Annotated in this window: 11 protein-coding genes; 4 read left to right on the top strand and 7 right to left on the bottom strand. The window is 65.9% G+C overall.

The window, feature by feature from the left end; genetic code table 11:
• Positions 1 to 5: 5 nt before the first annotated feature.
• The 3 genes from LB524_RS19660 to LB524_RS19670 are packed head-to-tail and all read right to left on the bottom strand — an operon-like array spanning position 6 to position 2,526.
• On the bottom strand, positions 6 to 1,268 hold the full coding sequence (locus tag LB524_RS19660; protein WP_224529477.1) for a CCA tRNA nucleotidyltransferase: 1,263 nt from the start codon (positions 1,266 to 1,268) through the stop codon (positions 6 to 8).
• Entirely contained in the window at positions 1,265 to 1,897 is a 633-nt protein-coding gene (locus LB524_RS19665; protein WP_224529550.1) for a CoA pyrophosphatase, read from the bottom strand. Before LB524_RS19665 ends, LB524_RS19660 begins: the two co-directional genes overlap by 4 nt.
• Positions 1,897 to 2,526 (bottom strand): DUF1285 domain-containing protein, encoded by a 630-nt coding sequence (locus tag LB524_RS19670; protein WP_224529479.1) that lies wholly within the window; start codon positions 2,524 to 2,526, stop codon positions 1,897 to 1,899. The genes LB524_RS19665 and LB524_RS19670 overlap by 1 nt, the downstream gene beginning before the upstream one ends.
• Positions 2,527 to 2,684: 158 nt before the next feature.
• Here LB524_RS19670 and LB524_RS19675 point away from each other — a divergent pair, with 158 nt between their 5' ends.
• From LB524_RS19675 to LB524_RS19690, 4 genes are read left to right on the top strand one after another with little or no spacing between them, the layout of a single operon-like run.
• Positions 2,685 to 3,689, top strand: coding sequence for an AAA family ATPase (locus LB524_RS19675; protein ID WP_023770308.1), 1,005 nt, complete (start codon positions 2,685 to 2,687; stop codon positions 3,687 to 3,689).
• Positions 3,689 to 4,654, top strand: coding sequence for a DUF58 domain-containing protein (locus LB524_RS19680; protein ID WP_140617678.1), 966 nt, complete (start codon positions 3,689 to 3,691; stop codon positions 4,652 to 4,654). Before LB524_RS19675 ends, LB524_RS19680 begins: the two co-directional genes overlap by 1 nt.
• On the top strand, positions 4,651 to 7,473 hold the full coding sequence (locus LB524_RS19685) for a DUF4159 domain-containing protein (protein ID WP_224529481.1): 2,823 nt from the start codon (positions 4,651 to 4,653) through the stop codon (positions 7,471 to 7,473). The genes LB524_RS19680 and LB524_RS19685 overlap by 4 nt, the downstream gene beginning before the upstream one ends.
• Before the next feature lie 58 nt (positions 7,474 to 7,531).
• Positions 7,532 to 9,604: a hypothetical protein gene (locus LB524_RS19690; RefSeq protein WP_224529485.1), complete on the top strand. Its 2,073-nt coding sequence runs from the start codon at positions 7,532 to 7,534 to the stop codon at positions 9,602 to 9,604.
• A gap of 102 nt (positions 9,605 to 9,706) precedes the next feature.
• On the opposite strand, the gene clpS is transcribed toward LB524_RS19690, so the two are convergent.
• From clpS to LB524_RS19710, 4 genes are all read right to left on the bottom strand, one after another.
• Positions 9,707 to 10,012, bottom strand: coding sequence for an ATP-dependent Clp protease adapter ClpS (gene clpS, locus LB524_RS19695; RefSeq protein ID WP_015316053.1), 306 nt, complete (start codon positions 10,010 to 10,012; stop codon positions 9,707 to 9,709).
• Between the two features lie 129 nt (positions 10,013 to 10,141).
• The gene (locus LB524_RS19700) at positions 10,142 to 10,456 is read right to left on the bottom strand and encodes a hypothetical protein (protein ID WP_224529488.1); all 315 of its coding nucleotides are present in this window, start codon (positions 10,454 to 10,456) and stop codon (positions 10,142 to 10,144) included.
• 161 nt (positions 10,457 to 10,617) lie between these two features.
• Positions 10,618 to 10,911, bottom strand: a complete 294-nt coding sequence (locus tag LB524_RS19705; protein WP_140617674.1) for a hypothetical protein — start codon at positions 10,909 to 10,911, stop codon at positions 10,618 to 10,620.
• Between the two features lie 38 nt (positions 10,912 to 10,949).
• On the bottom strand, positions 10,950 to 11,249 hold the full coding sequence (locus tag LB524_RS19710; RefSeq protein ID WP_015316050.1) for a hypothetical protein: 300 nt from the start codon (positions 11,247 to 11,249) through the stop codon (positions 10,950 to 10,952).
• Positions 11,250 to 11,449 lie beyond the last annotated feature (200 nt).

Below are 11,449 nucleotides of genomic sequence, written 5' to 3' on the forward strand. Positions count from 1 at the left end.
CCTCATCAGCCTTCAAGTGCCTCCGCGGCGCGCTTGATCAGTGCGTCGCGATCGGGCGTGAAACTCGCATCGATCCACTCCGCTTCCAGGTTCTTGAGGATTTCGCCGAGCTTCGGCCCTGGTGTTGCGCCGAGCGCGGTCAGATCGGCGCCTCGCAGCGGAAATTCGGGCCTTTTCCATTTGAGCGCAAAGGAAAGTAGGCGCGAAAAGCCGCCGGCTTCGAGCAGCGCTTCGTTGTCTTCAACGGCCCGCACCCGCGCCGCGGCAAGCGAAAGCCGCAGGCGGTCGACAAATCCTTGGCGGTCGCCGCGATAGAGCCTCTTCGCCAATTCGCCCTCGGTCGTCTTCGGTTCGACCGCGATTGCCATCGACCAATGGCGCAGGCGATCCGCTTCAGCGGTCGAGAATTTCAGCCGCTCCGCAAGCGTCTTCATGCGCGCCGCATCCGGCGGCACCATCGCCTCCAGCCGCAGCATCGGATCCACCGCCCAGCCCAGGTCCTTCTCGGCCCTGGTCAATCCGTGGATCGCATCGATGCCCCATTTCTCGCTTTCCGGCAGCGCGGCGGTCAAGACACCGGCCTGCCGCATCCAGAGCAGCGCCCGCGAGGGATCGGGTGCGGACAAGAGCTTTTTCAGTTCGGACCAGATGCGCTCCGCCGAGAGTTGGGCGAGGCCTTCCTTCAACCGGGCGCAGGCCTTCAGCCCCTCGGCGTCGGGCCGGCCTTCGCCATACCAGGCGAAGAAGCGGAAGAAGCGCAGGATGCGCAGATAATCCTCACGGATGCGTGCCTCCGGGTCGCCGATGAAGCGCAGCCGGCGCGCCTCGATGTCGGCGATGCCGCCGACAAGGTCGACAACGCTGCCGTCGGCCTCCGCATAGAGCGCGTTGATGGTGAAGTCGCGCCGCTCGGCGTCGAGCTTCCAGTCGCGCCCGAACGACACCTTGGCGCGACGGCCATCGGTCTCGACATCGGCGCGCAAGGTGGTGATTTCATAAGGTTTGCCATCGGCGACCACCGTGATGGTGCCGTGCTCGATACCGGTCGGCACCGCTTTGAAGCCTTCCGCCTCGGCGCGGCGAATGGTTTCCCGCGGCAGGCAAGAGGTTGCTATGTCGATGTCGGTGACAGGCTGGCCCATCAGCACGTTGCGTACGGCGCCGCCGGCGATGCGCGCCTCTTCACCGCCTTCGGTGAGCGCGCCAAGCAGGCACTGCAGATGCTTGTCGAAGAGCCAGTCCGCCCTGCCCGCGATCGAAACACTCACGCATAGAGCCTTTCATACAGTGTGCGGATGATCCCGGCGGTGACACCCCAGATGCGCCGGTCGCCATAGGGCATGTCGTAGAAGAACCATTCGAGATCGTTCCAGATGCGGCTGTCGCGCTTGTGGTTGGCCGCGTCCATCAGGAAGCGCAGCGGCACTTCGAAGGCGGCGTCGACCTCATCCGCGTTCAGGGTCAGCTGGAAATGTGGCCGCACGATGCCTAGCACCGGCGCGATGCGGTAGCCGCTGCCGGCGACGTAATCGGGCATCCGGCCGATGATCTCGATGCGATCCTGGCCAAGGCCGATCTCCTCGAAGGTCTCGCGCAGCGCCGCCGCTTCCGGGCTTGCGTCGGTCGCATCGATCGTGCCGCCCGGGAAAGCCACTTGCCCGGAATGATTGCGGAGTTTTTCGGCCCGTTTGGTCAGCAGAACCGTCGCCTCGCCGTCATGGTCGACCACCGGGATCAGCACCGCGGCGTTGCGCAGCGGCTTGCCCGGATTGAGGCGCGGATGGCCGGGATTGAACCGGTGATCGCCGTAGTCGCCGCCGGCATGCGCCTCCGGCTGCGCGGCAAAGCGCGCGCGAAAATCCGCCGATGAAAACGGCGCCGACGATACCTGGTCCATCATGAACTCAACCGCTTCAACTGATCGGCCGGCATGATCGGAAACACGGCGTTCTTGGAGCGCACCGAAAACATCGTCCTGCCGTCGATTTCGATCTCCTCGCCATGCCCGACCAGTTCGTACATGACCGGCCGCGCCACAAGCGCCTCCAGCCTGCCGCGCACCAGCAGATACGGCTTCAAACCGCCGGTCCCGTTCTCGTCGACGAAGCGCAGCGGCCGCTCCGGTCCGGCCTCGATCACGTCGCCGACATTGGTGCGGAAGGTGATGACCTGATCCTCGCCTTCGCCCGAAACATCCATCTCGACGGCGACGAAGGGCGCATCGGCGACGCGGATGCCGACCTTTTCCACCGGCGTCACTAGATAGGTCCTGCCGTCGGCGTCCTTGCGCAGCACGGAGGAGAAAAGCTGCACCAGCGGCATGCGGCCGATCGGCGTGCCCAGGTAGAACCAGGTGCCGTCGGCCTTGATCTCCATGTCGAGATCGCCGCAAAAGTCGGGATTCCAGCGCTCGACCGGCGCCGCGCCCTTGCCTGCGCGGGCAGCGCGCGAGATCAGCGCCTCGAGGCCCCGAGCCTCGGTGGCCTGCGTAAGGCTATGTTGGCGATGTTCGTGGTGTTCGCTCATCGTCACGAAATAGTCACTGTTGTTCCGCTTGTCAGCCTAAGTCTGTGATTTAAGTTCAACCATAGGCGCTCCGCGAGGCCGAATCGCGGCAGTCTATGGTATGGTGCGGGCCAGCATTTCCAAACCATGGCATTTCCAACCAAAGGGATCGATGCGGCATGAGCGTGATGGTCAAGGAAAGCCCGATCAGCGAAACGGACATGGTCGCCGAGGCCGAGAAGGCACTTGCCGACATCTCCAGGATCCGTGACGGGGTTGGCCGGGTGATCTTCGGCCAGGAGAACGTCGTCGAGCGTACGCTGGTGGCGCTGCTGGCCGGCGGCCATGCGCTTCTGGTCGGTGTGCCGGGCCTCGCCAAGACCAAGCTGGTGGAGACGTTGGGCGTCGTGCTCGGGCTCGATTCGCGCCGCATCCAGTTCACGCCCGACCTGATGCCGTCCGACATCCTCGGCTCCGAGGTCATGGAGCAGGACGAGACCGGCAAGCGCTCCTTCCGCTTCATTTCCGGGCCGATCTTCGCCCAGCTGCTGATGGCCGACGAGATCAACCGCGCCTCGCCGCGCACGCAGTCGGCGCTGCTGCAGGCGATGCAGGAATATCATGTCACCATTGCCGGCGCGCGCTATGACCTGCCTTCCCCCTTCCATGTGCTGGCGACGCAGAACCCGCTGGAGCAGGAAGGCACCTATCCGCTGCCCGAAGCCCAGCTCGACCGCTTCCTGATGCAGGTCGACATCTTGTACCCCGAAATCGAGGCCGAGCGCCGCATCCTGCTGGAAACCACCGGCGTCGAGGACGCGAAAGCCCAGAACGTGCTGCAGCCGGCGCGGCTGAAGGAGATCCAGACACTGATCCGCCGCATGCCGGTACCCGAAAGCGTCGTCGAGGCGATCCTTACCCTGGTGCGCTCGGCGCGTCCGGGCCAGGGCAATGCCGACACGGACAAGCATGTCGCCTGGGGCCCGGGCCCGCGCGCCAGCCAGGCGCTGATGCTGTGCACCAGGGCCCGCGCGCTCTACGACGGACGCCTGGCGCCTTCGGTCGACGATGTCAGGGCGCTGGCCGAACCGGTGCTGCAGCATCGCATGGCGCTGACCTTCGCCGCCCGCGCGGAGGGCACCAGCGTGCGCGACGTGGTGGCGAAGCTTGTGAAAGGCATTTGATGGCGCGTATCGGCGAAGTCCAGGCCCCGGCAGCGACGCGCGATGCGCTCGCCCGAGGCCGGTTGCGGGCTTCGCTGGTTCCCGACCTGCTGGTCGAGGCGCGCCGTATCGTCAACACCGTGATCGCCGGCTGGCATGGCCGCCGCAAGCGCGGCATCGGCGAGAATTTCTGGCAGTTCCGGCCCTATGTCGAAGGCGACGCCTCGCGCATCGACTGGCGCCGCTCGGCCCGCGACGACCACACCTATGTGCGCGACCGTGAATGGGAAGCCGCCCACACCGTCTGGCTGTGGGCCGACCCCTCGCCGTCCATGCTCTACAAATCGACGGGAGCCGGCGTTTCCAAGCAATCGCGCGCCCTGGTGCTGACCTTGGCCATGGCCGAGCTTTTGTCACGCAGCGGCGAACGCATCGCCTGGCCTGATCTGACCGATCCATTCACCGCCCGCAACGGCGCCGAGCGCATCGCCGCCCAGCTCATGCATGCCGGCGAACTGCCGGCAAAACCCGATCTCTCCAACATCAGGCGCTTCTGCGACATCGTCATCGCCAGCGATTTCCTCGACCCCGTCGAGGAAACCATGGCCTGGCTCGACGTGCTCGCCCGCCATGGCGTGCGCGCCCATCTGATCGAGGTTGCCGACCCGGCCGAGGAAACCTTCCCCTATGCCGGCCGCACCGAGTTCACCGATCCCGAGACCGGCGACAAGCTGACCGCCGGCCGCGCCGAGATGCTGGCCGATGAATACCGCCTGCTCTACACCGCTCGCCGCCAGGAGCTAGCCGGCTGGTGCAAGCGGCTTGGCTGGAGCTTTACCGTCAACCACACCGACCGGCTCGCGTCCGACGCGCTGGTGCGCCTGCACATGGCGATGACCGCCGATGGCGGGCATGCCGGTATCATTGCCGGCGATCAGCCCAGGCTGATCGCCAAGGGCGATCAGCCTGGAAAGGCGGTCGCATGAGCTGGCTGCCGCTCTCCTTCGGTGCCCCCATGGTGCTGTGGGGCCTGCTGGCGCTACCGGTGATCTGGTGGCTGCTCAGGCTCACCCCGCCCAAGCCACAGACCGAGGTGTTCCCGCCGCTGAAGATCCTGGCCCGTGTGCTCAAGCGTGAGGAAACCCCGCAGCGCAGCCCCTGGTGGCTGACGCTGCTCAGGCTGCTGATGGCCGCCCTCGTCGTCGCGGCATTGGCCGAACCGGTGTTCAACCCGCGCGAAAAGCTGCCGGCCGAGGGTGCCGCGCTTGCCCTGGTCATCGACAATGATTGGGCGAGTGCCGCCGACTGGAACAAGCGTGTCGCCACCGCCGAGCGGCTGATCAAGGACGCCGGCTCGAATGGCATGCCTGTTATCATCGCCTTCACCGCCGAAAAGCCCAATGCGGAGATGGGCCCCTTCGATGCCGCCGCCGCGCTCGACCGGCTGCGCGCCGCCAAGCCGCGGCCGATCCCCACCGACCGGCCCGCCGTCTATGCCCGCGTCGCCGGCATGCTGGAAACCTTGCCAGGCGCCAGCGTCGCCGTGCTGGCCGATGGCCTGGGGGCAAAGGGCGACGAGGCCGCCTTCAACACGCTGTTCTCGAAAAATGCCGCCCGTATCGTCTGGGCGGTGGCCGACCGGCTGTCGCTGACTGGCCTGACATCAGCCGAAAACCAGGTTGATGGCTTTGGTTTGACCGCCATCCGCGCGCCCGGCGATCCCGCCCCGGCGCAGGTCACCGCCGGCGCATTCGACGACAAGGGCCGCCGCATCGCCGATGCGATCCTGACCTTCGCGCCGGGCGAAGCCACGGCCACCGGCACCATGGCGGTGCCGTTCGAATTGCGCAACGACTTCGCCTCGATTGCGCTCGATGGCGAACGGCATGCGGGTGCCGTGCGTGTGCTCGACGAAAGCTCCAAACGCCGCCGCGTCGGGCTGTTGTCGCAAGCCGAGGCCGACCAGGCGCAGCCGCTTCTGTCGCCGCTCTACTATATCAGGCGCGCGCTGCAGCCCTTCGCCGATCTGGTCGAGCCCTCCAGCGCCGATCTCGCCGACGCCATCCCGCAGATCCTCGACCAGAAGCCGGCGATGATCGTCATGGCCGATATCGGCACCATTCCCGCACAGGTCCGGCAAAGACTGGTCGACTGGGTCGACAATGGCGGCACGCTCGTGCGTTTCGCCGGCTCGCGGCTGGCCGCCGCCGGCAATGACGACGATTTGCTGCCGGTCCGCCTGCGCACCGGCGAGCGTTCGCTCGGCGGCGCGTTGTCATGGACCTCGCCGCAGCCGGTCACCGAATTTCCCAAGGCCGGCCCCTTCGCCGACCTGGCGCCGCCGACCGAGGTCACGGTGACCAGGCAGGTGCTGGCCGAACCGACACCCGACATCGTCGAGCGCACCTGGGCGGCTCTTGCCGACGGCACGCCGCTGGTGACCGGGCTGAAGAAGGGCAAGGGCACGCTGGTGCTGTTCCATGTCACGCCCGAGGCGACGTGGTCGAACCTGCCCATATCGGGCAGTTTCGTGGAGATGCTGCGCCGCATCGTGCAATTGTCGCGCAACCAGGGCGCGGCGATCGCCAATGCCGAAGCCGCCGCCACGTCGCTGGCGCCCTATCGGATGATCGCGGCAGACGGCTCGCTGGTGCCGCCGACACCGGATGCACGGCCGCTGGTGCCGGGCGCAGGACCACTGCCGGTCACCTTCGAGAACCCGCCTGGCCTCTACGGCTCGGAGACCGGCGTCTTCGCCCACAATCTGCTCGACGCCTCAAGCACCTTTGCCCCGCTGGCGCGCCCGCAAGTGACGGTGCCTGTTACCACCGTCCAGTACGCCTTCGATGAATCGCGCAACCTGAAGGGCACGCTGGTCGCGGCGGCTCTGCTGCTGATGCTGCTCGACACGCTGGCGGTGTTGTGGATGGGCGGCCTCTTTTCGCGCCGGCCGCGCCGTGCCGGTGCGGCCGCGACCACAGCCGCCGTGCTGATCGCGCTTGGCGCACTGTTCGGCCATGCCGATGTCGCGCGCGCCGACGATGCCAAGCCGGGCGATCAGGTCGCTATCGAGGCGATTTCGAAAACCCGCATCGCCTATGTGCTGACAGGCGTCCCGGGTGTCGATTCGATCAGCCGCGCCGGGCTCGAGGGTCTGACCCGCTTCCTGATCGAGAAGACCGCCTTGGAGCCGGGGGCGCCGGCCGGCGTCGATATCTCGAAGGACGAACTGTCCTTCTATCCCCTGATTTACTGGCCGATCGATCCGGCGGCACCGATGCCGAGCCAGGCCGCGATCGCCCGCATCGACGCCTATATGCAGCAGGGCGGCACCGTGCTGTTCGACACCCGCGACCAGTTCGCCAACGGCATCGGTGCCGATTCCACCAGCCCGGCGACCGAGCGGCTGCGCGACATCCTCGGCAACTTGAACGTGCCGCCACTGGAGCCGGTGCCGTCGGACCATGTGCTGACCAAATCCTTCTTCATCCTGCCCGAGTTTCCCGGCCGCTTTGCCGGCAGCCCGCTCTGGGTCGAGGCATCGCTCGATGCCAGCAATGCCGACAACCGACCGGTGCGCACCGGCGACGGCGTATCGCCGATCATGATCACCGCCAATGATTTCGCCGGCGCCTGGGCGGTTGACGAGAATGGCGATCCGCTGCTGCCGACCGTACCGAACGATCCGATGCAGCGGGTCTACGCGCTGCGCGCCGGCGTCAACATCATGATGTACATGCTGACCGGCAACTACAAATCCGACCAGGTGCATGTTCCCATCCTGCTCGAACGGCTGGGGCAGTAGGATGACGTTCTTACTCTCCACGGCGGGTCAACTCTCTCCACAACGGAGAGGATGAAGCATGAACTGGTCGATCTCCTTCGAACCGCTTCTATCCTGGCCGCTTCTGGCCCTGGTGCTGGTACCGTTGGCGCTGCTGGCGCTCGTCGGCCTGTGGTTTCGCCAGCGCGGCTCGGTCCTGCGCCTGGTCGCCCTGCTCGCGCTCGCCGCCGCCCTCTTCAACCCCGTATTCCTCAACGAGGATCGCGAGCCGCTGAAAAGCGTGGTCGCGCTGGTCGTAGACCGCAGCCAGAGCCAGGACATTGGTGACCGTACCAGGCAGACCGACGAGGCCATGGCCGGGTTGCAGCAGCGTCTTGGCCGCTTCAAGCAGTTCGACGTCCGTGTCGTCGAGGCCGGCAAATCCGACGCCGCCGAGGAGCGCACGGAAACGCGGCTGTTCGGCGCGCTGGAAGGCGCCTTCCGCGACGTGCCGCCCTCGCGCATCGGCGGCGCCATCATGGTCACCGACGGCGAGGTGCATGACACGCCGTCGGGCACGCCCGAGTTCAACGCCCCCCTGCATGCCCTGATCACCGGCAACGACCATGAGAAGGACCGCCGTATACGTTTCGAGAACGCGCCGCGTTTCGGCCTCGTCGGCAAGCCGCTCGACATGAGCTATCGCGTCATCTCGACCGAAAACGAGACCGGACCGGTCGATGTGCGCGTCTCGGTCAATGGCGAGCAGGTTTCGGTCGAGCATGCCACGGTCGGCCAGGCCATGCCGCTGCAGGTGACCATCCCGGGTGCTGGCCGCAACATCATCGAACTTGCCATCGACCGTGAGCCGGGCGAACTGACCGACACCAACAACCGCGCCATCGCGCTGGTCGACGGCATCCGCGAGAACCTGCGCGTTCTGCTCGTTTCGGGCGAACCGCATGCGGGCGAGCGCACCTGGCGCAATCTGTTGAAATCCGATGCCTCGGTCGATCTCGTCCATTTCACCATCCTGCGGCCGCCGGAGAAGCAGGACGGCACGCCGATCAACGAATTGTCGCTGATTGCCTTCCCGACCCGCGAGCTGTTTGTCGAAAAGATCAAGGATTTCGACCTCATCATTTTCGACCGCTACCAGCACCGCGACGTGCTGCCGATCCTCTACTACGACTACATCTCCGAATATGTCGAAAAGGGCGGCGCGCTGCTGATCGCCGCCGGTCCCGAATATGCCGGCGAGGCTTCGATCGCACGCACGCCGCTGATGTCGGCGCTGCCGGCCATGCCGACCGGCGAGGTCGTCGACAAGGCCTTTTATCCCCGCCTCACCGAACTCGGTCAGCGTCACCCGGTGACGCGCGGCCTCGACGGTTCGGCCACCGAGCCGCCGCACTGGAGCCGCTGGTTCCGCACCATCGGCGTGCAGAACCCGCAGGGTGAAGTGGTGATGAAGGGCGCCGACAACCGGCCGCTGCTGCTGCTCGACCGCAAGGGCGAAGGCCGCGTCGGCATGCTTCTGTCCGACCAGGGCTGGCTGTGGGCGCGCGGCTTCGAGGGCGGCGGCCCGCATGTCCAGCTCTACCGGCGCATCGCCCACTGGCTGATGAAGGAGCCCGAGCTCGAGGAAGAGCGGCTGACCGCCGAGGGACGCGGCATGGTGCTGGAGATCCGCCGCCAGACCATGGCCGACGATCCCGGCCCGGCGCAGATCATCACCCCCTCCGGCAAGACGCTCGCCGTCAAGCTCGACAAGTCCGAGCCCGGCGTCTTCCTCGGCAGCGTCCAGACCAGCGAGATCGGCCTCTTCCAGGTCGCCAATGGCGATCTCACCGCGCTTGCCCATGTCGGACCGGTCAACGCTCCGGAATTCGCCGACGTCGTCTCCACGCAGGAGCGGCTGAAGGCGCCGGCGGAAGCCACCGGCGGCAGCGTGCGCCGGTTGGCGTCTGCCGCGGGCAGCGACGTGACGCTGCCTTCCATCGTGCCGGTGCGCTCGGCCGGCGAGGCGTCGGGCAGCGACTGGATCGGCCTGCGCACCACCGACGACAGTGTGCTCAAGGCCGTGTCGCGCGTGCCGCTGTTCGGCGGCTTCCTTGGCCTGGGCCTGTTGCTCCTGGCGATGGGTTCGATGTGGTACCGCGAGGGACGATAGAGCGGTGCGCTCCTACTTTCTCCCCGTGTAGTGACGCGGAGAGCGACGCTGTCGCGAGTGGTTTCGCCAATCGTCGAAACCAAGGCTATGACGAGCCCCTCCTCACTCCTCCGGTTCCGTCGTGAACAGCAGTGGGTAGCCCTTGGCCTTGCCGGCGTCGGTCGCCCGCGTCGCCTTGGTCTCGGCGACATCCCTGGTGAAGACCGCGACCACGCAGACGCCACGCTGGTGCGCGGTGATCATGACCCGGTGCGCCTGGTCCTCCGAGAGCTTGAACTCGCCCTTCAGCACCGTCACCACGAATTCGCGCGGCGTGAAATCGTCATTGACCAGGATGACCTTGTAGAGCTTCGGCCGCTCTGTCTGCGGCTTGACCTTGGTGCGCGGTTTTGTGGTGATTTCAGGCATTCGAACCGACTGTTTTCGCGATCAGCTTAAGTCCGCATTTTGCCACGGCCGGCAGTGATCGTCCATTTACGGACCGTCGACGGGCGGGCCCGGTCCTCCGGGATCATGTGGGGAATTGTCGGTCGCGGTTCAACGGCCCTGACGGCCGAAGATGCGGCGCGTTGGGTCGGCATCCGCCCGGCGTTCCAGCCATGCCGCGATCGGCCATCCGGCTACACAGATCAGCGTCACGCCGGCGAGCACGATCAAAAGCCATGCCTGCACCGGCGTGATGTAATCCCAGTTGCTGGAAATCGCCGGTGCGAACAGCGAAGGCTCGGTACGCCCGCTTGCAGGGTCCGGCACGGGGCTGGCGGTGAGCAGAATCAGCACCCTGGCGACGCCGGTGGCAACCAGGCCGCCAATCACCATGGAGCGAAAAATGGACGAAAGCCGCTTCTTCATGCGGATTGTCCTACAGGGCCGGCATTGCAAACGGGTTAAGCACGATCGAGATGCGTGGCTGAAAGCCGCCGGCGTTCAGCTCTTCGACCATGCCCTTGGCAGAAGGCCGCCCCAGCCGGTTTGCGGCGGGGCGGCCTTGCTAGAACTAACCTCGAAGCTGATCAGGGCTTCTTGGGAGCAGCCTTCGCAGGGGCCGCCTTCGCAGGAGCCGCCATCGCGGGGGCCTTCTTGACCGGGCACTTGTGCTTCTTGGTCACCTTGCAGACGGTCTTCTTGGCGACCTTCTTCGGAGCGGCCTTGGCCGGAGCAGTGGTCGTCGCGGCAGCAGCCGGAGCGGTGGTCGTGGTGGCAGCGGCCGGGGCAGCGGTCGTGGTCGCGGCAGCGTTGCCGAGAACGGGCATCGAGAAGGCGAGAGCGACGGCGAGACCAAGGGCGGACAGGAGGGATTTTTTCATGGCTTCGTTTTCCTTTTTTGTGCGGGTCGTTTTGAGTGTCACTGGACCGGGTCGTTCGGTGTCACTCCAAGCAGCTTCAAAGCATTGGCGAGCATCCGGATGCCCTGCGCCTGTTTCTTGGCGGCGCAGTACCGGTTACCCTTTCTCTGAAGTGCCTTTGCCGCGGTGACCTGCGTTGCCGTGGCATGGGTTTCGAGGGCTTCATCAAATTGGTGGCTGAGGTTGGCGCACCGTTCGCTCCGGGTCAGCGGCGCCTTTGCGTCGGATTGGTCGACAGCGGCAGTGAGCAGGCCAAGGCCCAGCAAAACTCCCAACAAACTGATCGACAATCTTGGCATCGGTTTATCCGTGAACCCGGAGACTAGCGTCGCAGCCGATGACCTGACCGCCACGGCACCGTTATGCCGGCCTACCTTTTCAGGAGTTTTTCCCGATTGTAGAATTTTGTTTCTGAATTGTGTCTGGCCAGGCCACGCCAAGCTGGCCGTTGCTTCATGTGGAGACGGCGGAATTCATTTTTCCTTGAAAAGCAAGGCAC

Origin of the sequence: Mesorhizobium sp. ESP6-5 (assembly GCF_020164695.1) — a bacterium.
Classification (GTDB): domain Bacteria; phylum Pseudomonadota; class Alphaproteobacteria; order Rhizobiales; family Rhizobiaceae; genus Mesorhizobium; species Mesorhizobium australicum.